Raw genomic sequence first — 17,658 nt, 5'->3', positions numbered from 1 at the left:
AGGCACTCGTCGTCGCGGTCACGGGCCTGCTCCGGTTCGACCCGCACCGCCGGGTCCTCCGAGGTGGGCAGGAGCTCGCCGAGGTGCACGGTGGCGGCGTCCTCCTGCGGCTAGGTTCTGCGCATGAGCTCGGTGCGCCCGGTCCCGGAGACCCGGCTGATGACCGGCGAGGAGCTCTCCGCCGACGACGCCGCCCACACCCTGCGCCGTTACGGCCTGGGGCACCTGCTGTCCGCGGGTTTCCTGCGCTTCCGCTACGGCGACGGCTTCTCCCACGCCCGCGCGTTCGGCCTGCAGCTCGCGCTCGCCGCCGTCCCGCTGATCATCGCCGGGGTCGGACTGTCCGCCGCGGCGGGCGCCGAGGGGGCCTCGGAGGTCGTCGCCCGGACGGTGCTGGCACTGTCCCCGGGCACCAGCGACGAGCTGGTCGCGGACGCGGTCGGCGACCCGGGCGCGACGGGCACCGGCACCGGCGGCCCGGAGGACCCCGGCGAGCAGCCGGAACGCGACGACACCCCCACCGGGGAACGCGGTGAGCTGGTGCTCGTGCTCGGCCTGCTCACCGCGTTCGCCGCGGCCACCTCGGCGTTCGCGCAGCTGGAGCGGGGCGCGAACCGGATCTACGGCACCGAGCGGGACCGGCCCGCGCTCGCCAAGTACGCGCGTGCCGCAGCGCTCACCGCCACGGCGGGCGTCGCGATGGCGGCCGGGTTGCTGCTGATCGTGGCGGGGGAGCCGTTCGGGGACGCGGTGCGCGAGGTGTACCGGTGGGGCGCGGTCGCCGAGACGGTGTGGGACGTCGTGCGCTGGCCGGTCGGGCTGGCGCTGCTCGTCGTCGCGGTGACGGTGCTGCTGCGGTTCGCGCCACGCCGCCGTCAGCCGGGGCTGTCCTGGCTCGGCGTCGGGGCGGCGGCGACGGTCCTGATGTGGCTGGTCGCGTCCGGGCTGCTGGGGCTCTACGTCGCGGTCGCCGACACCTTCGGCGAGACCTACGGCCCGCTGACGGCGGTGATGGCCCTGCTGATCTGGGCGAACGTCACCGGGGTCGCGCTGCTGGCCGGGGTGGCGCTGTCCGCGCAGCTGGAGGCGGTGCGGGCCGGCGAGGAGGACCCGCGACTGCCCGACTCCGACGACGACGGCATCCCCGACCACACCGACCCGGGATGAGCCCTCAGCCGAGCTCGTCGCGCCGCGGGTCCGACGACGGCAGCAGACCCCGCAGCCGGTGGCGCAGCTCCTCGTCGTCGGTGCCCGCTGTCCGACCGGCCCGGACCAGGGTCCACAGCGCGTCCGGGTCGTCGGCCCGCAGCAGCGCCGACCGGACCGCGACGGCGAGCTGCTCGCGGGCCCGGCGGATCTCCGGTGCGTCGGAGGTCGGCAGCAGCGGCCCACGGGCGGCCTCGGCCGCGGCGTCGCGGACCCGACCCTCCCGCAGCGCCGCGCGCAGCCGGAGGAAGTCGGCGTCGACGTCGGCGACGAGCCGGTAGGGCTGGGTCCGCACCGTGTCCTCGCCGCCGGCGCGCCGCAGCCGGTGCACCTCGGCGCGCACGGTGATGGCGCGGCCGCCGTCGCCGTAGAGGGCAGCCGCGAGCTGGTCGGCGGTCAGCCCCTCCGGGTGCAGCGCCAGCAGCGCGAGGACCTCGGCGTGGCGCAGGCCCAGGCGCACCGGGCGCCCGTCCCGGCGGGCGACGACGGGGGTCCGCGCCCCGAGCAGCGGCAGGGTCAGTGCCGTCCGCGCGGGCCCTCCCACGGACAGCCGCAGCAGCCAGCCCTCGCCCAGCGGCTCCAGCACCCCCGCGACGGACCCGCCGCCCACCGGCGCCCCGCCGACCACGACGCCGTCGACGACGACCCGGTCCCCGCCGTCGGGCAGGGCGATCCGCTCCGGGAACTCACTGCCCGGCGACGCGGCCAGCACCCGCCCGTGCGCGGACAGCAGCGCGCCCGGGGTGCCCCCGAGCCGGGTCAGGTGCGGCCAGTACTCCTCGCGCAGCCGCCGGTCGTGGGCCTCGGCGATGGCCAGCAACCGGTGCTCGGCCAGCCGCGCGGCCGCGGTGACCAGCGCCAGCGTCGTCGGGTGGAAGCTCTCCTCCGGACCGGTGACGTCGACGGTGCCCACCACCTGCCCGGTCGCGGGGTCGCGCACCGGCGCGGCCGCGCAGGTCCACGGGTGGTAGGCGCTGACCAGGTGCTCGGCGGAGTGGATGCGGACCGGGGCGGCGCCGGCCAGCGCGGTGCCCATCGCGTTGGTGCCGACGGCGTCCTCGCTCCACCGGGTGCCCTCCACCAGGTCGACCCGCTCGGCACGGGTCAGCACCGCACGGGCCCCCTCGCGCCACAGGACCCGCCCGCGCCCGTCGGTCACGACCATCATGTGCCGGGCCTGTTCGGCGGCGTCGGTCAGCGTCTCGCGCAGCACCGGCAGCACGGACGCGAGGGGGTGCGCCGCCCGCCGGTCGGTGAGCTCGGCACGGTCGTAGTCGTGCGGGGGACGGGCGCGTTCCGGGTCGACCGCCGCTGCCAGCGAGCGGGCCCAGGAGGCGCGGACCTCGGGCCGGACCCCGGCGGGGTGCGTGCCGGGGGTGCCGCCGAGCAGGGCGTCGCGCGCCCGCTCGTACACCCGGCGATCCGCGTGCTCCGCTGCCACGTCCTCACCTTACGGTCAGCTTTGCCTTACCTGAATCGAATCCGCGTGATCGGCACTCACCGGAGGGTCAGGTTCCGCATCTGCGTGCAACTTCTGTGCAACCCCCACCTTCCTAGTGTCGGCGGTCACGCGCAACGTGCGTTCCGCACCGCGCCCTCGGTTCGACGAAGCACCTCAGGGAAGGACCATTCATGGCCGTCTACGCCAACCCCGGTCAGCCGGGCAGCGTCGTCTCCTTCAAGCCGCGCTACGAGCACTTCATCGGCGGCGAGTACGTCGCTCCGGTGAAGGGCCAGTACTTCGAGAACCCGACCCCGATCACCGGTCAGAACTTCACCGAGGTCGCCCGGGGCACCGCCGAGGACATCGAGAAGGCGCTCGACGCCGCGCACGCCGCCGCCCCGGCGTGGGGGAAGACCTCCGCCGGCGAGCGGGCGAACATCCTGAACAAGATCGCCGACCGGGTCGAGGCGAACCTCGAGCTGATCGCGATCGCCGAGTCCTGGGACAACGGCAAGGCCTGCCGCGAGACCCTGGCCGCCGACATCCCGCTCGCCGTCGACCACCTGCGCTACTTCGCCGGTGCGATCCGGGCGCAGGAGGGCACGTCGTCGGAGATCGACGCCGACACCATCGCCTACCACTTCCACGAGCCGCTGGGCGTCGTCGGTCAGATCATCCCGTGGAACTTCCCGATCCTGATGGCGATCTGGAAGCTGGCCCCCGCGCTCGCCGCCGGCAACGCGATCGTCCTGAAGCCGGCCGAGCAGACCCCGGTCTCGATCCACGTGCTGCTCGAGCTGGTCGCCGACCTGCTCCCGCCGGGTGTGCTGAACGTCGTCAACGGCTTCGGCGTCGAGGCGGGCAAGCCGCTGGCGTCGAACAAGCGCATCCGCAAGATCGCCTTCACCGGTGAGACCACGACCGGCCGGCTGATCATGCAGTACGCCTCGGAGAACCTGATCCCGGTCACCCTGGAGCTCGGCGGCAAGAGCCCCAACATCTTCTTCGACGACGTCGCCTCGCAGCAGGACGCCTTCTACGACAAGGCGCTCGAGGGCTTCGCGATGTTCGCCCTCAACCAGGGCGAGGTCTGCACCTGCCCGTCGCGCGCGCTCATCCAGGGCGGCATCTACGACGAGTTCCTCCAGCAGGCCGTCAAGCGGGTCGAGCAGATCAAGCAGGGCAACCCGCTCGACACCGAGACCATGATCGGTGCGCAGGCCTCGAACGACCAGTTCGAGAAGATCCTGTCCTACATCGACATCGGCCGGCAGGAGGGCGCCAAGGTCCTCGCCGGTGGCGAGAAGGCCGAGATGGGCGGTGACCTCGCCGGCGGCTACTACATCAAGCCGACCGTGTTCGAGGGCAACAACCAGATGCGGATCTTCCAGGAGGAGATCTTCGGCCCGGTCGTCTCGGTGGCCCGCTTCACCGACTACGACGACGCCATGAAGATCGCCAACGACACGCTCTACGGCCTCGGCGCCGGCGTGTGGAGCCGCGACGCGAACACCGCCTACCGGGCGGGCCGCGAGATCCAGGCCGGCCGGGTGTGGGTGAACAACTACCACGCCTACCCGGCGCACGCGGCCTTCGGCGGCTACAAGCAGTCCGGCATCGGGCGCGAGAACCACAAGATGATGCTGGACCACTACCAGCAGACCAAGAACATCCTGCAGAGCTACTCGCCGAACGCGCTGGGCTTCTTCTGATGGGTGAGCCGGACGTCGGTGTCACCCCGACCGAGCGGGTGACGCTGACGCCGGCCGCCGCCGATCTGCTGGTCAGACTCACCGACCTGCACGGTCCGCTGATGTTCCACCAGTCCGGTGGGTGCTGCGACGGCAGCGCCCCGATGTGCTACCCGGACGGTGACTTCAAGACCGGCAACTCGGACGTCCACCTGGGCGACCTGCGGGTCGAGGGACTGGAGAAGCCGATCGGCTTCTGGATGTCGGCGTCGCGGTACGAGTACTGGAAGCACACGCATCTCACCGTCGACGTCGTGAAGGGACGCGGCAGCGGGTTCTCAGTCGAGGCGCCGGAGGGCGTCCGGTTCCTGATCCGCTCGCGGCTGTTCACCGACGACGAGTGGCGGGCGATGCAGGACTGACCCACCACGGCCCGGGGCACCCCGCCCCGGGCCGTGGTCGTACCCGGGGCGAGGAGCACCGATGACGCACACCCTGCGCGGACTGATGGGCCTGCCGGCGGACCCGGCGCCGCTGTCCCGCTCCGCACTCATCATGATCGACCTGCAGAACACCTACACCGAGGGCGTGATGCGGCTCGAGAACGTCGAGCCGGCCCTCGGCGAGGCGGCCGAGCTGCTCGACCGCGCCCGCTCCGCCGGGTCCCGGATCATCCACGTCCGGCACGACGCCGGTGCGGGCAGCCCGTACGACGTCACCGTGCCGATCGGTGCCATCCACGACTCGGTGGCCCCGCGCGACGGCGAGGCGGTGGTGACCAAGAACTTCCCCAGCGCGTTCGTCCACACCGGGCTGGCGGAGCTGCTGGAGGGCTACCAGGACCTCGTGCTCGCCGGGTTCATGACGCACATGTGCGTGAACTCCACCGCGCGCAGCGCGTTCTCGGGCGGCTACGTGCCGACCGTCGTCGCGGCGGCCACGGCCACCCGGGCCCTGCCCGGCGTGCACGGCACCGTCGCGGCGGCCGAGGTCCACGACGCGGCGCTGGCCGGCCTCGCCGACCTGCCCGCGATCGTCGTCCCGGACCAGAAGGCCGTCCCCTCCTGAGCCGCACCCGCCCGGGCCCGGACGGGCTCGGGCGGGCCGGTCAGAGGGCGGTGTCGTCAGAGGACGGCGTCGATCGCGGCGAGGGTCGCGGCGGCGGGGGCCGGGATGCCGACACCGCGGCCGTGGCGCACCTGCGGCTCGCGGACGTTGATCCGCACCAGCGCGCCGGTCGCGGCCGAGGCCAGCTCCGAGCGGCGACGCACCGTGGGCAGGGCCCCGCCCGCCCCCAGCTCGACGACGACCACCCCGGCCCGGTGCGCCGCCAGCCAGTCCACGTGACGCTGCAGCGCCGTCGCGGCGTGGGAGTCGTCCCAGCCGCCGTCGCCGAACATCAGGATCGCCGGACGGGCGAGCCCGCCGCAGCCCGGGCAGCGGGGCAGCTCACCGACGGCGCGCATGGTGGCCTCGTCGACCGGCACCTCGACGCCGTCGGCGGGCCACACGCCGTGGCCGCAGAGCCGCAGGCACTGCAGGTGGTGGATGGAGCCGTGGACCTCGGCGACGTCCTCCGGGGCGAAGCCCGCCCGCTGGAACTGGCCGTCGACGTTCGAGGTGAACACGTTCGACGGCATCCGGTCGGCCCAGCGGCGCAGCACCGCGAACCCGGGGTGCGGCACGGTGTCCCGGTAGAGGTGCAGGCGGTGGCCGTAGAAGCCCCAGGCCAGCTCCGGGTCGTCGGCGAAGTGCTCCGGGTCGGCCAGCTCCTCGAAACGCAGCCCGAGGCGCGCGTAGGGCGGGTAGGCCCGCCAGAAGCCCTCGCCGCCGCGGAAGTCCGGCAGCCCGGAGTCCACGCCCATCCCCGCGCCCGCGGTGATCAGCAGGGCGTCCGCGTCACGGACCAGGCGCGCCGCCGCGGCGATCTCGGTGGAGAAGGCCGCGGCGACCTCGCCGGGGTCGGGGTGAGGGTCGATCAGGACCCCGCCGCGATCTGCTGCAGGTCGACGACCTCGAACTCCAGCAGTGACGCGCCCTTGGCGACCGGCTGCGGCGAGCGCTCACCGGCGTGCGCCTCGGCGGCCGGCCCCGCGCGCCAGGCCTGGAAGTCCTCCTCGGTCTCCCAGCGGGTCACGACGAAGTACCGGTCGTCGCCGGAGACCGGGCGCAGCAGCTCGAACCCGAGGAAGCCGGGCTGCCCGTCGACGGCGTGCAGGCGGTTCGCGAACCGCTTCTCCAGCTCGGGGCCCGCGTTCTCCGGGACCTCGATCGCGTTGATCTTCACAATGGCCATGCCCGCCACGTTATCCCCGCCCGGCCTCGTCGACGCGCATGCGCCACGCGTCACCGATCAGCTCGGCCAGCCGGCCGGTGTCCACCTGCTCCAGGCGGACGAGCACCAGCGGCCACGGTGCGTGCCCGGGGTCGGTGAAGAACAGGTCGGGCTCGCCGAGCAGCAGGGCCTGCTTCTCCGCCTCGTCGCCGACGTACAGCACCGCGACGTCGGTCCTGATCACCCGTCGTCTGCCGGGCACCCGCTCCGGCCACGACCACACGAAGCCCTTGCCGCGCACCCGGAAGTCGAACCCCTCGCTCGGGTTCTCGACGACACCGTCGAGGGCGAGCGCGATCCGCCGCACGTCCTGTTCGTCCCCCACGGGGCAAGCCTAGGGGCGACGGGCGGGGCCCTCCGGCCGCGCTCCGAGGACCGCCGTCTCCCCGGTGCGTGAGTCGTGCAGCTCGACGGCGGTGATCCGCGCCCGCACCGGGGAGACCGGGTGCAGCAGCGCGAAGGCCGCGGCGGGCCGCCCGGTCGCCAGCACCACGTGCGGCAGCCAGGAGCCCGGCAGGTGCGCGGCGTGCGCTCCTCGCACCCGTCCGGCCAGCGCGTCGTGCACGGCGGTGTGCACGGCCAGCACCTCGGGGTCGGTGACGGCGGTCAGCGCCAGCACCTCCGGTGCGTCCGGGCCGACCGAACCGAGACCGGCCAGCCACAGCACCGGCAGCGCGACCAGCCGCAGCTGGGCGGTCAGCTCCCGCACGGCGGTCGGCGGGATCGTGCCCGCCGCGGCGACGGTCACGTGCGGCGTCCCGGCCGGGACCGGGATCCCGGCCCCGGCGAGCCGGTCGCGCAGCGCGGTGAGTGCGGCGGCGCCGTCGTCGTCGAGCCGGAACCGGACGGTGCTGGGCATCGGGGCCGCCGCTCAGACGGGGAGGGCGAAGCGGCCGTCGTCGGTCTGCTCGGCCAGCCCGTCGACGAGCAGCGAGTGCAGGCACCGGTCGCGCTGGCCCGCATCGGACCAGACGGCGTCCAGCGCGGCCCGCTCGACCGGCCCGTGCGCGGCGCGCAACACGTCCATGAGCCTGCCGCGCACCTGGCGGTCGGTGCCGGCGAAGCCCTGGACCGGTTTGCGCGGGCCGTCGTAGGCGGGGCGGCCTGCCGCCACCCAGGCGCAGCGGGCCGCGACCGGGCAGTCCGCGCAGTGCGGCGAGCGGGCGGTGCAGACCACCGCGCCCAGCTCCATCAGGCCGGCGGAGACGACGGCGGCCTCGGCGTCGTCGTCGGGCAGCAGCGCGTCGACGTCGGCCAGGTCGGCCCGGGTGCGGGCCGGCCCGGCGTCGCCCTGTCCGTGCACCGCGCGGGCCACCACCCTCCGGACGTTGGTGTCGACGACGGCGGCACGCAGGCCGAAGCCGAACGCCGCCACCGCCCGCGCGGTGTAGGAGCCGACGCCCGGCAGGGCCTCGAGCGCCTCGACGTCGGAGGGGACGGCGTCGCCGTGCTGCTCCGCGATCGCCGCGGCCGCGTCGTGCAGCCGGATCGCGCGGCGCGGGTAGCCGAGCTTGCCCCAGGTCCGCAGCACGTCCGCGCGCGGCGCGGCCGCCAGCGACGACGGCGCGGGCCAGCGCTCCATCCAGGCCCGCCAGACCGGCTCGACCCGCGCGACCGGGGTCTGCTGGAGCATGAACTCGCTGACGAGCACGCCCCACGGGGTGGTCTCGGGGCGCCGCCACGGCAGGTCGCGGGCGTGCGCCCGGAACCACGGGGAGATCAGATCGGCCGCCACCACCCCAGTGTCGCGTGCCCCGGGCCGGGCCCCGGCGACGACCCCACCGGGGGAACGGGTCGGGTGCGTCGGCGTCGCGGGAGGCCGACGCGGGCCCGGCATGTGGATCACGTGCACTACCGCGTCCGCCACCGGGGCGCGCGCCACGACCGGGGCGGTTCCCCGCCGCGCCGGACCGGTCGGGACGGTGTCGCCTGACGACGGCGGTCACCCCAGGTCGACGAGTCACCTGCACGGGGGTCGGGCGATCCGGTTCGGCGACCCCGTCCGGGTCGGTCCGAGGAGTGCGCGGGCGACCGTTCCGCCGGTGTGCTCACCCGGTCGGGACGCGCGGGTCGCCCCGCCGGGTGGACCTCGCCGGACATGTCCGGTCCCGGCGCGGCGTTGGCGACTTCGCGTAACCGGAGATCTACCGTCAGTGACATGCACCCGGTGGGTCCCCTGCCGGCGTCGGTCTACTGGCGTCGGCGCGCGTGCGCGGTCGGCGTCGCGCTGCTCGCGCTCTTCGCGTTGCTGTGGCTCACCACCTGGGTGCTGGTCCCGCGGGGTTCCGACGAGCCCACCGGGACGGCCGCACAGACGAGCCCCCAGTCGTCGCAGACCACATCGGACACCGGGACGGCGGCCCCCGCGCCGTCCCCGGCGTCCCCGTCCCCGGCATCCCCAGCCCCGGGGACGGGGACGCCCCCGTCCGTGCCGCTCCCCGCCCCCGCCGCGCCCGGAGCGCCTCCGGCCGCCGCGGCGGGGACGTCCGCCGGGCCCGTGACCCCGAACGCGGGCCCGGCGGACGAGACGGTCCGCCCCGACGACACGCCACGCCCGTCCGTGCAGGTGCCGCAGGCGGCACCGTCCCCGCCGACCGGCCCGGTGCCCTGCACCGACGCGATGATCGAGGTGCGCGCCGAGACGGGGCAGCCGACCTATCCCGCCGGCGCGCGACCCGAGCTCCGGCTGGTCGTCACCAACGTCTCCGGCCAGCCCTGCGTGCGCGACCTCGACGGCGCCCAGCAGGAGATCGCGGTGTGGAGCGGCGACGGGGCGACCAAGCTCTGGTCGTCCAACGACTGCTCCAACCCGTCGTCGGACGATCTGCGGACCCTGGTGCCCGGCCAGCCGGTGGCCTTCGCCGTGACCTGGACCGGGCTCGGCTCCGAGCCCGGCTGCGCGGGCGAGCGCACCCGGGTGGGCCCCGGCGGCTACCGGGTCCTGGCCCGGCTCGACCAGGTCGTGAGCGAGCCCGTCCCGCTGCTCATGAGCTGAGGCTCAGCGGATGCGGGCCATGATCTCGCGCAGCGACGAGGCCTCGGTGATCTGCATGCCGGTGCGGCCGACCTCGGCCCCGGTCGGGACGATCGCCCGGGTGAAGCCCAGCCGCGCGGCCTCCGCGAGGCGCCGGTCCACCCCGTGCACCCGGCGCAGTTCGCCGGCCAGCCCGAGCTCGCCCAGCACGACGAGGTCCGCGGGCAGGGCCGCGTCCCGCTTCGCCGAGACGACCGCGAGCGCGATCGCGAGGTCGGCCGCGGGCTCGGTGATCCGCATCCCGCCGACGGTCGCGGTGTAGACCTCGGCGTCGTGCAGCTTGAGCCCGCCCCGCCGCTCGACGACGGCGAGCAGCATCGGCACCCGCGACGAGTCCAGCCCGGTCACCGCCCGGCGCGGGCTCGGGATGTTCGCTCCCGCCACCAGCGCCTGAACCTCGGCGAGCAGCGGGCGTCGCCCGTCCATCACGACGGTCACCGCGGTCCCCGGCTGCACCGCGTCGGCGCCCTGGCCGAACCGGCCGAGGAACAGCCCCGAGGGGTCGGCGAGGCCGACGATGCCCGAGTCGCGCAGCTCGAAGCAGCCGACCTCGTCGGCCGGGCCGAACCGGTTCTTCACCCCGCGGACCATCCGCAGCGCCGAGTGCTTGTCGCCCTCGAAGTGCAGCACCACGTCGACCAGGTGCTCCAGCACCCGCGGGCCCGCGATGCCGCCGTCCTTGGTGACGTGGCCGACGAGGAGCACGGCCAGGCCGCGCTCCTTCGCCAGCGCGGTCAGTCCCACGGTCACGGCGCGGGTCTGGGTCACCCCGCCGGGGCTGCCGTCGACCGAGGCGGTGGACATGGTCTGGATCGAGTCCACCACCAGCAGCGACGGCCGCAGCGCGTCGACGTGGCCCAGCACCGACTCCAGATCGGACTCGGCGGCGAGGTAGAGCTCGTCGTGGACGCCGCCGGTCCGCTCGGCGCGCAGCCGCACCTGGCCCGCGGACTCCTCACCCGAGACGTACAGGACCCGGGACCGGGCCGCGGCCTGCGCGGCGACCTCCAGGAGCAGCGTCGACTTGCCGACGCCCGGCTCACCGGCCAGCAGGACCACCGCGCCCGGGACGAGCCCGCCACCGAGCACCCGGTCCAGCTCGTCGACGCCGGTCGGCCGGGCCCTGGCGGAGTCCAGCTCCACCTCGGCGATCCGCCGGGCCGGGGTGCTGGGTGCTCCGGCGACGACGGTCCGGCCGCCCCCGCCGGTGCGCACCGGCTCGACCTGCTCCAGCGAGCCCCAGGCCTGGCAGCCCGGACAACGCCCCACCCACTGCGCCGTGCGGTGGTCGCACTCGGTGCAGCGGTAGCCGCCCGAGCGGGCGGCGCGGGACCGGGGGGTCAGTTGCCGGCGGCGCCGCCGGCGCCGCTGCCCTCGTTGCCGGGCGCGACGGGGGCGCCCTCACCGGCCGGGACCGGGTTCGGCCGGTCGACCGGCGGGGCCTCGGCCTGGCCGCCGGTCTCGGAGTTCACGCCGGTCTCGGCGCCGTTGGTGCCGGACTCCTCGGAGTCGAACGACGCCCGCTCCGGGGCGTGCCCCGGCGAGCCCGCGGTGTGCGGCACGCCGGTCGGGACGGTGACGGTCACCGAGCCGGCCCTCTCGAACACGAAGGTCATCGGGATCTGCGCCCCGGCCGGGACCGGACGGGTCAGACCTTCGGCGACGAGCTGGACCCGCTTGGCGTTGGTCGGGGAGAGCTGCAGGTTGCCCGGCGAGACCAGCGCGATGTCCTGCGGCATGGTCGGGTCGCCCTGGATCTGCACCGACGCCGCGGCGGGGGAGGTGACCGACAGCAGGCGGTCGGCGACCGGAGCGGTGTTGACCAGGGTCGCGACGAGCGGTGCGGCGCCGCCCTGGCGGTACAGCGCGTCCGGACCGGCGGGCGTGGTCGGGTAGGCGATCTGCACGTCGCGCAGGTCGACCGAGCCGACCGTGACGTTGGCGCCGTTCACGGCGGCGACCTGGCGGGAGGTCTGCGAGATCTGCCCGGTCCCGCAGCCGCTGAGCAGCAGGCCGGTCAGGGCGGCGGCGCCGGCGACCCCGGCCAGGGTCCGGGCGGAACGGCGGGTGCGGCTCACGGTCGTCGTGTCCTTCCTTGCCGGTGCCCCGAAGTGCCCCCGGCGCACGTGCTGGGTCTGTCGGGGGGCAGCCTAGTCGCGCGCTCCGACAGGTTGCGCGGTCGGGCACCCGGGTGTGACGACCGCGTCCCCACTGGACGGCGGGGACGGAAGACCCGGTGGTCCGGGACGTGACGCGGCGGCGACCGGCACGTGGCCGGACGGCCCCCGACGGGCGCCACGCCCGCGGGGAACACGTTCCTCCGCCGTTGTCAACCCCCTGACCTGCGACGACGGTAAAAGCCGGTCGCCGTCCCGCTCTGACGACGTGTTAATCTGGACGCAGCGAAAGGGGCCAGAGGACACATGGTTTTCAAGGTCGGAGAGACCGTCGTCTACCCGCACCACGGTGCCGCGCTCATCGAGGCGATCGAGACCCGGACGATCAAGGGCGAGGAAGTGCAGTACCTCGTCCTGAAGGTCCAGCAGGGTGATCTGACGGTGCGCATCCCCGCCGACAACGTCGAGGTGGTCGGTGTTCGTGACGTCGTGGGCCAGGAGGGATTGGATCGGGTCTTCGAGGTGTTGCGCGCGCCGCACACCGAGGAGCCCACGAACTGGTCGCGCCGGTACAAGGCGAACTGGGAGAAGCTCACGTCCGGCGACGTGAACAAGGTCGCCGAGGTCGTCCGCGACCTGTGGCGGCGAGAGAAGGACCGGGGCCTGTCCGCCGGTGAGAAGCGGATGCTGGCCAAGGCGAGGCAGATACTGGTCAGTGAACTCGCGCTGGCCGAGGGCACCGACGAGGAGCGGGCCGAGGTCCTGCTCGACGAGGTGCTCGCCACCGCGAACGCCTGACCGGCGTGCACGGACCGTCCTCCGGGGCGGGTGTCGTCGCGGTGCTTCCCGCGGCCGGTTCCGGGGTGCGGCTGGGTGCAGGTGTGCCCAAGGCGTTCGTCGGACTGGCCGGGGTTCCCATGCTGGTGCGCGCGGTCGACGGCCTTCTCGCGTCCGACGTCGTCGGGCACGTGGTGGTCGTCGTCCCCGCGGACCAGGTGGACGACGCCGCGGCGATGCTGCCCGGTCGCCCGGCGACCGTCGTCGCCGGCGGTGCCGACCGCACCGCCTCCGTCGCGGCGGGCCTCGCCGCTACCGGTCCGGACGCCGAGGTCGTGCTGGTGCACGACGCCGCGCGCCCCCTCACGCCACCCGACGTCGTCCGTCGGGTGGTCGACGCCATACGCGCGGGCGCTCCCGCCGTCATCCCGGTGCTCCCCGTGGCCGACACGGTCAAGCGGGTCGACGCCGACGGCACCGTCGTGTCCACCGTGGACCGCTCGGAGCTGCGCGCGGTGCAGACCCCGCAGGGATTCCGCGCGGCCGACCTGCGTCGCGCGCACGCGGACACGCCCGACCCCCGCACCGACGACGCCGGGCTGGTCGAGGCGCTCGGCGACCCGGTCGCCACCGTCGCCGGGGACCCGCTCGCGTTCAAGGTCACCACCGCGTGGGACCTGCGCATCGCCGAACTGCTGCTCGCCGGGGCGGGCCGCGTCACCGAGCACGAGGAACACGCATGAGGGTCGGGATCGGAACCGACGTGCACCCGGTCGAGCCGGGCCGCGACTGCTGGGTCGCGGGTCTGCTGTGGACCGGCACCGACGGGTGCGCCGGACACTCCGACGGCGACGTCGCCGCGCACGCCCTGTGCGACGCCCTGCTGTCCGCGGCCGGGCTGGGCGACCTGGGCGCGGTGTTCGGCACCGGCCGTCCGGAGTGGACGGGCGCGAGCGGGGCGGCCCTGCTCGCCGAGGTCCGCCGCCTGCTCGCCCGCGACGGCTGGACCGTCGGCAACGCCGCCGTCCAGGTGATCGGGAACGACCCCAAGATCGGCACACGCCGGACCGAGGCCGAACGGGTGCTGTCGGAGGTGGTCGGCGGCCCGGTGTCGGTGTCCGGCACGACCACCGACGGGCTGGGGCTGACCGGACGCGGTGAGGGGCGCGCCGCCGTCGCGACGGCGCTGCTGCTCGCTGCGGGTTAGAGCTGCGGGCCAGAGCTGCGGGCCAGGGCTGCGGGCTAGAGACGCCCGGTCCGCTCCTGGATCTGCTCGGGCGTCAGGTCGCCGGTGTGGGCCGCCACCATCCAGGCGTGGCCGAACGGGTCGGCGATCCGCCCGGCGCGCTGCCCGTAGTCGTGGTCGGTCACCGGGAACAGCACGCGGCCGCCGTGGGCCACCATCGCCGCGGCGACCGCGTCCGGGTCGTCGACCTCCAGGGCCATGATCACCGATCCGGGCCCCGACGGAGCCGGGTCGACGGCGTCGCCGTCCTTGAGGGCCCACTCGGCGCGACCGGCCCGCAGCAGGGCGTGCACCACGGCACCGGAGCCGTCGGTGTAGCGCTCCACGAGCTCCGCGCCGAACGCGGCGAGGTAGAAGTCGATCGCGGCGTCGGCGTCGTGCACGACCAGCCGCGGGTACATCCGCTCAACAGCCATGCCGGACACCTTGCCCCAGCCCCACCGCGCGTGTAGTGGACGAATCGGAGGCCCGTACCCTGGTGACGTGAGCCTCAGACTTCTCGACTCAGCGACCAGGGAGCAGCGCGCCTTCACGCCGCTGCGGACCGGAGCCGTGTCGATGTACGTCTGTGGGGCGACGGTGCAGGGCCTGCCGCACATAGGCCACGTCCGCTCGGGGCTGAACTACGACGTGCTGCGTCGCTGGCTGGCCCGGTCCGGCTACGACGTCACGCTGGTCCGCAACGTCACCGACATCGACGACAAGATCCTGCGCAAGGCACAGGCCGCGGGCCGTCCGTGGTGGGAGTGGGCGGCCACCCACGAGCGGGCCTTCACCGCCGCGTACGACGCGCTGGGCTGCCTGCCGCCGTCGGTGGAGCCCCGGGCGACCGGGCACATCACGCAGATGGTCGAGCTGATCGAGCGGCTGATCGAGCGCGGTCACGCCTACGCCGCGGGTGGCGACGTGTACTTCGCCGTGCGCACCCTGCCCGACTACGGCGCGCTGTCCGGTCAGCGCGTCGACGACGTCCACCAGGGTGAGGGCGAGGGCGGCGCCAAGCGCGACGCGCTGGACTTCACGCTGTGGAAGGCGGCCAAGCCCGGCGAGCCCAGCTGGCCCACCCCCTGGGGCAACGGGCGCCCCGGCTGGCACCTGGAGTGCTCGGCGATGGCGACGGCCTACCTCGGCCCGGAGTTCGACATCCACGGCGGCGGCCTGGACCTGGTCTTCCCGCACCACGAGAACGAGCGCGCCCAGAGCCACGCCGCCGGCGACGGCTTCGCCCGCTACTGGCTGCACAACGCCTGGGTCACCATGGGCGGGGAGAAGATGTCGAAGTCGCTGGGGAACACCCTGGCGATCGAGAACCTGCTCGAGCGGGTCCGCCCGGCCGAGCTGCGCTACTACCTGGTCGGCCCGCACTACCGGTCGGCGATCGAGTACTCCGACGCCGCGCTGGACGAGGCCGTCGCCGCGTACCGGCGGATCGAGTCGTTCGTGCACCGGGTGCGCGAGCGGCACGGCCTGCCCGAGGTCGCGACGGAGCTGCCCGGCGCGTTCACCGCCGCACTCGACGACGACCTGGGGACCCCGCTCGCCCTCGGCACCGTGCACACCCTGGTGCGCGAGGGCAACACCGCCCTCGACGCCGGGGACGTCGCGGGCGCCCTGCGGACCGCGTCCGCGGTCCGTGCGACGACCGAGGTGCTCGGCCTGGACCCGCTGGCAGCCGGCGGTGCGGCCGAGGAGTCGGGCGACGCCGCCCGGCAGGCACTGGGCACCCTGGTGGAGTCGATGCTCGAGCGCCGCCGGGCCGCGCGCGCCGAGCGCGACTTCGCCACCGCGGACCGGCTCCGCGACGAGCTGCTCGCCGCCGGGATCGCCGTCGAGGACGGTGCCGACGGCTCCACCTGGACTCTCAAAGACGCTTAGGACTCGTAGAACTCATGGCAGGCAATTCCAAGCGCCGCGGTGCGATCCGCAAGGAAGGCACCAAGAAGGGCATGGTCGTCGGTTCCGGCGGTCAGGCCCGGCGCGCACTGAAGGGCAAGGGGCCGACCCCGCCCGCCGAGATGCGCCCCGGCCACCCGAAGGCGAGGGCGGCCGCGCGGCGTGCCGCCCAGGACCAGCAGCAGCGCCGACGCCCGGTCGCGGGCCGTCGCGGTGACGGGGAGACCCCGGAGACCGTGCTCGGGCGCAACCCGGTCGTCGAGTGCCTGCGGGCGGGCGTCCCGGCGACGGCGCTGCAGGTGGCCACCGGCATGTCCGCCGACGACCGGGTCACCGAGGCCGTCGCACTGGCGGCGGAGCGGGGCATCTCCATCCTGGAGGTGCCGCGCAACGACCTCGACCGGATCAGCGGCGGAGCGCTGCACCAGGGCCTCGCCCTGCAGGTGCCGCCGTACTCCTACGCCCACCCCGACGACGTGCTGGAGGCCGCGTCGCACTCCGGGCGCCCGGCACTGGCCGTGGCCCTGGACGGGGTGACCGACCCGCGCAACCTGGGTGCGGTCGTCCGGTCGGTGGGGGCGTTCGGCGGGCACGGCGTCGTCGTGCCGCAGCGGCGCGCCGCCGGCATGACCGCGGTCGCCTGGCGGACCTCGGCGGGCACCGCGGCCCGGGTCCCGGTCGCACGCGCCACGAACCTGACCCGCACCCTGCAGGAGTACGCCTCCGCCGGGCTGATGGTCGCGGGCCTGGCCGCCGACGGCGACGTCTCCCTCGACGACTTCGACCTGGCCACCGGGCCGCTGGTGATCGTCACCGGGTCGGAGGGCAAGGGGCTGTCCCGGCTGGTCCGCGAGACCTGCGACGTGACCGTCTCGATCCCCCTGGCCGGCCGGGTGGAGTCGCTGAACGCCTCCGTCGCCACCGGCGTCGTGCTGGCCGAGGTGGCCCGCCGCCGTCGCACCCACCGCTGACCCGATCCCATGATCGCCGCGACGCGCGGTGATCCGTTCCCCGCGCGCGTCCGGACGCGCGCGAACAGCGGATCACCGCGCGCCGTGCGGATCAGGCGCGGACCGGGCCCCGGCCGCGCAGCCGGCCCACCAGGCGGCACAGCAGGTAGGCGACGAACCCGATGGTCGCCACGTAGGCCGAGATCGGCAGCCCCGGCGCCAGCGACAGGATCGTCCCGCCGACCAGTGCGACCTCCGCGATGACGATCGCGATGACGGTCGCCAGCAGCGGGTTCGCGGTCACCCGGTTCGCCGCGGCGCCGGGCACGATCAGCACCGACAGCACCAGGATCGCGCCGACGATCGGCACGGCCAGCGCCGTCACCAGCCCGATCAGCACGCTGAACACCAGGGTCAGCGCGCGGACGGGCACGCCGCGCGCCACTGCGACGTCGGGGTCGGTGCTGGCGAACAGCAGCGGCCGGTAGAGCACCGCCAGCGTCGCGAGCACGACGGCCGCGACGACCCCCAGCACCCACAGGTTCTGCTGGTCGACCGAGACGATCGAGCCGGTGAGCAGGCCGAAGCGGTTGGAGGAGCGGCCGTCGTAGAGGGCCAGGAACAGCACGCCCAGGCCGAGCCCGAACGCCATCACCACGCCGATCGCGGAGTCCCGCTCGCGTTGCCGCAGCCCCAGCACACCGAAGATCACCGCGGCGACGACGGCGCCCACCACCGCTCCCACCCCGACGGCGACGCCGAGCAGCAGCCCGGCCGCGGCGCCGGTGAAGGCCAGCTCGGCGGTGCCGTGCACGGCGAAGGCCATCCCGCGGCTGACGATCAGCGGGGCGAGCAGCCCGGCGACCAGCCCGAGCACCGCGCAGGCGATGAGCGCGTTGCGGACGAACGGGTAGCCCAGCAGTGCGCCGGTGCCGGACAGATCGAGGATGCGGGCCAGGAACTCG

The 17,658-nt window shown here is 74.8% G+C and carries 20 protein-coding genes; 10 read left to right on the top strand and 10 right to left on the bottom strand.

Annotation, left to right across the window (positions count from 1 at the left end; all coding sequences use genetic code 11):
* Positions 1-123: 123 nt before the first annotated feature.
* Entirely contained in the window at positions 124-1,167 is a 1,044-nt protein-coding gene (locus Ae505Ps2_RS05220; protein WP_075309679.1) for a YihY/virulence factor BrkB family protein, read from the top strand.
* A gap of 4 nt (positions 1,168-1,171) precedes the next feature.
* Here Ae505Ps2_RS05220 and Ae505Ps2_RS05215 read toward each other — a convergent pair whose 3' ends face one another.
* Positions 1,172-2,647 carry a helix-turn-helix domain-containing protein gene (locus tag Ae505Ps2_RS05215; protein ID WP_075553451.1) on the bottom strand — a complete coding sequence of 492 codons (1,476 nt, stop codon included), beginning with the start codon at positions 2,645-2,647 and terminating at the stop codon, positions 1,172-1,174.
* A 191-nt stretch (positions 2,648-2,838) separates the two neighbouring features.
* Between Ae505Ps2_RS05215 and Ae505Ps2_RS05210 the strand changes: the two genes are divergently transcribed.
* The 3 genes from Ae505Ps2_RS05210 to Ae505Ps2_RS05200 all read left to right on the top strand — a co-directional run bounded on the left by Ae505Ps2_RS05210 (position 2,839) and on the right by Ae505Ps2_RS05200 (position 5,409).
* Positions 2,839-4,362: an aldehyde dehydrogenase family protein gene (locus tag Ae505Ps2_RS05210; protein ID WP_075309683.1), complete on the top strand. Its 1,524-nt coding sequence runs from the start codon at positions 2,839-2,841 to the stop codon at positions 4,360-4,362.
* On the top strand, positions 4,362-4,763 hold the full coding sequence (locus Ae505Ps2_RS05205) for a DUF779 domain-containing protein (protein ID WP_075553450.1): 402 nt from the start codon (positions 4,362-4,364) through the stop codon (positions 4,761-4,763). Before Ae505Ps2_RS05210 ends, Ae505Ps2_RS05205 begins: the two co-directional genes overlap by 1 nt.
* 61 nt (positions 4,764-4,824) lie before the next feature.
* On the top strand, positions 4,825-5,409 hold the full coding sequence (locus tag Ae505Ps2_RS05200) for a cysteine hydrolase family protein (protein ID WP_075309685.1): 585 nt from the start codon (positions 4,825-4,827) through the stop codon (positions 5,407-5,409).
* Positions 5,410-5,465: 56 nt separating this feature from the next.
* Here Ae505Ps2_RS05200 and Ae505Ps2_RS05195 read toward each other — a convergent pair whose 3' ends face one another.
* From Ae505Ps2_RS05195 to Ae505Ps2_RS05175, 5 genes are all read right to left on the bottom strand, one after another.
* Positions 5,466-6,206 carry a Sir2 family NAD-dependent protein deacetylase gene (locus tag Ae505Ps2_RS05195; RefSeq protein WP_020626795.1) on the bottom strand — a complete coding sequence of 247 codons (741 nt, stop codon included), beginning with the start codon at positions 6,204-6,206 and terminating at the stop codon, positions 5,466-5,468.
* A gap of 113 nt (positions 6,207-6,319) precedes the next feature.
* The gene (locus Ae505Ps2_RS05190) at positions 6,320-6,637 is read right to left on the bottom strand and encodes an antibiotic biosynthesis monooxygenase (protein ID WP_075312689.1); all 318 of its coding nucleotides are present in this window, start codon (positions 6,635-6,637) and stop codon (positions 6,320-6,322) included.
* Positions 6,638-6,647: 10 nt separating this feature from the next.
* Positions 6,648-7,001 (bottom strand): MmcQ/YjbR family DNA-binding protein, encoded by a 354-nt coding sequence (locus Ae505Ps2_RS05185; protein ID WP_075309687.1) that lies wholly within the window; start codon positions 6,999-7,001, stop codon positions 6,648-6,650.
* 9 nt (positions 7,002-7,010) lie between these two features.
* The gene (locus Ae505Ps2_RS05180) at positions 7,011-7,535 is read right to left on the bottom strand and encodes a 2'-5' RNA ligase family protein (RefSeq protein WP_075309689.1); all 525 of its coding nucleotides are present in this window, start codon (positions 7,533-7,535) and stop codon (positions 7,011-7,013) included.
* Between the two features lie 12 nt (positions 7,536-7,547).
* Entirely contained in the window at positions 7,548-8,411 is an 864-nt protein-coding gene (locus Ae505Ps2_RS05175; protein ID WP_075554179.1) for an A/G-specific adenine glycosylase, read from the bottom strand.
* Positions 8,412-8,834: 423 nt separating this feature from the next.
* On the opposite strand from Ae505Ps2_RS05175, the gene Ae505Ps2_RS31780 reads away from it, so the two are divergent.
* Positions 8,835-9,671: a hypothetical protein gene (locus Ae505Ps2_RS31780; protein ID WP_075333964.1), complete on the top strand. Its 837-nt coding sequence runs from the start codon at positions 8,835-8,837 to the stop codon at positions 9,669-9,671.
* Positions 9,672-9,674: 3 nt separating this feature from the next.
* Here Ae505Ps2_RS31780 and radA read toward each other — a convergent pair whose 3' ends face one another.
* Both radA and Ae505Ps2_RS05155 read right to left on the bottom strand, forming a co-directional pair.
* Entirely contained in the window at positions 9,675-11,054 is a 1,380-nt protein-coding gene (radA, locus tag Ae505Ps2_RS05160) for a DNA repair protein RadA (RefSeq protein WP_075309695.1), read from the bottom strand.
* Positions 11,051-11,788: a copper chaperone PCu(A)C gene (locus tag Ae505Ps2_RS05155; RefSeq protein WP_075309697.1), complete on the bottom strand. Its 738-nt coding sequence runs from the start codon at positions 11,786-11,788 to the stop codon at positions 11,051-11,053. The genes radA and Ae505Ps2_RS05155 overlap by 4 nt, the downstream gene beginning before the upstream one ends.
* Positions 11,789-12,133: 345 nt before the next feature.
* Here Ae505Ps2_RS05155 and Ae505Ps2_RS05150 point away from each other — a divergent pair, with 345 nt between their 5' ends.
* Genes Ae505Ps2_RS05150 through ispF form a run of 3 tightly spaced genes read left to right on the top strand, consistent with a single transcriptional unit; the run spans position 12,134 to position 13,811 of the window.
* Complete coding sequence (locus tag Ae505Ps2_RS05150; protein WP_020625956.1) at positions 12,134-12,625, top strand: CarD family transcriptional regulator; 492 nt, start codon at positions 12,134-12,136, stop codon at positions 12,623-12,625.
* A 5-nt stretch (positions 12,626-12,630) separates the two neighbouring features.
* Complete coding sequence (gene ispD, locus Ae505Ps2_RS05145) at positions 12,631-13,347, top strand: 2-C-methyl-D-erythritol 4-phosphate cytidylyltransferase (RefSeq protein WP_075309699.1); 717 nt, start codon at positions 12,631-12,633, stop codon at positions 13,345-13,347.
* A complete protein-coding gene (gene ispF, locus Ae505Ps2_RS05140; protein WP_075309701.1) occupies positions 13,344-13,811 on the top strand; it encodes a 2-C-methyl-D-erythritol 2,4-cyclodiphosphate synthase in 468 nt (155 codons plus the stop codon). Before ispD ends, ispF begins: the two co-directional genes overlap by 4 nt.
* A gap of 35 nt (positions 13,812-13,846) precedes the next feature.
* On the opposite strand, the gene Ae505Ps2_RS05135 is transcribed toward ispF, so the two are convergent.
* The gene (locus Ae505Ps2_RS05135; RefSeq protein WP_043280414.1) at positions 13,847-14,266 is read right to left on the bottom strand and encodes a VOC family protein; all 420 of its coding nucleotides are present in this window, start codon (positions 14,264-14,266) and stop codon (positions 13,847-13,849) included.
* A 67-nt stretch (positions 14,267-14,333) separates the two neighbouring features.
* Here Ae505Ps2_RS05135 and cysS point away from each other — a divergent pair, with 67 nt between their 5' ends.
* Together cysS and rlmB are read left to right on the top strand one after the other, a co-directional pair.
* Positions 14,334-15,725 (top strand): cysteine--tRNA ligase, encoded by a 1,392-nt coding sequence (gene cysS / locus Ae505Ps2_RS05130; protein ID WP_075309703.1) that lies wholly within the window; start codon positions 14,334-14,336, stop codon positions 15,723-15,725.
* 14 nt (positions 15,726-15,739) lie between these two features.
* Positions 15,740-16,714 carry a 23S rRNA (guanosine(2251)-2'-O)-methyltransferase RlmB gene (rlmB, locus tag Ae505Ps2_RS05125; RefSeq protein WP_043280415.1) on the top strand — a complete coding sequence of 325 codons (975 nt, stop codon included), beginning with the start codon at positions 15,740-15,742 and terminating at the stop codon, positions 16,712-16,714.
* A 91-nt stretch (positions 16,715-16,805) separates the two neighbouring features.
* On the opposite strand, the gene Ae505Ps2_RS05120 is transcribed toward rlmB, so the two are convergent.
* Entirely contained in the window at positions 16,806-17,651 is an 846-nt protein-coding gene (locus Ae505Ps2_RS05120) for a metal ABC transporter permease (RefSeq protein WP_075312693.1), read from the bottom strand.
* Positions 17,652-17,658: the final 7 nt, after the last annotated feature.

Source organism: Pseudonocardia sp. Ae505_Ps2 (genome assembly GCF_001932425.1).
Lineage (GTDB): Bacteria > Actinomycetota > Actinomycetes > Mycobacteriales > Pseudonocardiaceae > Pseudonocardia.
The sequence above is the reverse complement of the archived record's forward strand: the minus strand, read 5'-3'. Positions and strand labels throughout refer to the sequence as shown.

What these genes read in the sequence shown, in the direction of transcription:
- Ae505Ps2_RS05220 (WP_075309679.1), top strand. Translation starts at nt 124, where the DNA reads ATGAGCTCGGTGCGCCCGGTCCCGGAGACCCGGCTGATGACCGGCGAG.
- Ae505Ps2_RS05210 (WP_075309683.1), top strand. Translation starts at nt 2,839, where the DNA reads ATGGCCGTCTACGCCAACCCCGGTCAGCCGGGCAGCGTCGTCTCCTTC.
- Ae505Ps2_RS05205 (WP_075553450.1), top strand. Translation starts at nt 4,362, where the DNA reads ATGGGTGAGCCGGACGTCGGTGTCACCCCGACCGAGCGGGTGACGCTG.
- Ae505Ps2_RS05200 (WP_075309685.1), top strand. Translation starts at nt 4,825, where the DNA reads ATGACGCACACCCTGCGCGGACTGATGGGCCTGCCGGCGGACCCGGCG.
- Ae505Ps2_RS05195 (WP_020626795.1), bottom strand. Translation starts at nt 6,206, where the DNA reads ATGGGCGTGGACTCCGGGCTGCCGGACTTCCGCGGCGGCGAGGGCTTC.
- Ae505Ps2_RS05190 (WP_075312689.1), bottom strand. Translation starts at nt 6,637, where the DNA reads ATGGCCATTGTGAAGATCAACGCGATCGAGGTCCCGGAGAACGCGGGC.
- Ae505Ps2_RS05180 (WP_075309689.1), bottom strand. Translation starts at nt 7,535, where the DNA reads ATGCCCAGCACCGTCCGGTTCCGGCTCGACGACGACGGCGCCGCCGCA.
- Ae505Ps2_RS31780 (WP_075333964.1), top strand. Translation starts at nt 8,835, where the DNA reads ATGCACCCGGTGGGTCCCCTGCCGGCGTCGGTCTACTGGCGTCGGCGC.
- Ae505Ps2_RS05150 (WP_020625956.1), top strand. Translation starts at nt 12,134, where the DNA reads ATGGTTTTCAAGGTCGGAGAGACCGTCGTCTACCCGCACCACGGTGCC.
- ispF (WP_075309701.1), top strand. Translation starts at nt 13,344, where the DNA reads ATGAGGGTCGGGATCGGAACCGACGTGCACCCGGTCGAGCCGGGCCGC.
- Ae505Ps2_RS05135 (WP_043280414.1), bottom strand. Translation starts at nt 14,266, where the DNA reads ATGGCTGTTGAGCGGATGTACCCGCGGCTGGTCGTGCACGACGCCGAC.
- rlmB (WP_043280415.1), top strand. Translation starts at nt 15,740, where the DNA reads ATGGCAGGCAATTCCAAGCGCCGCGGTGCGATCCGCAAGGAAGGCACC.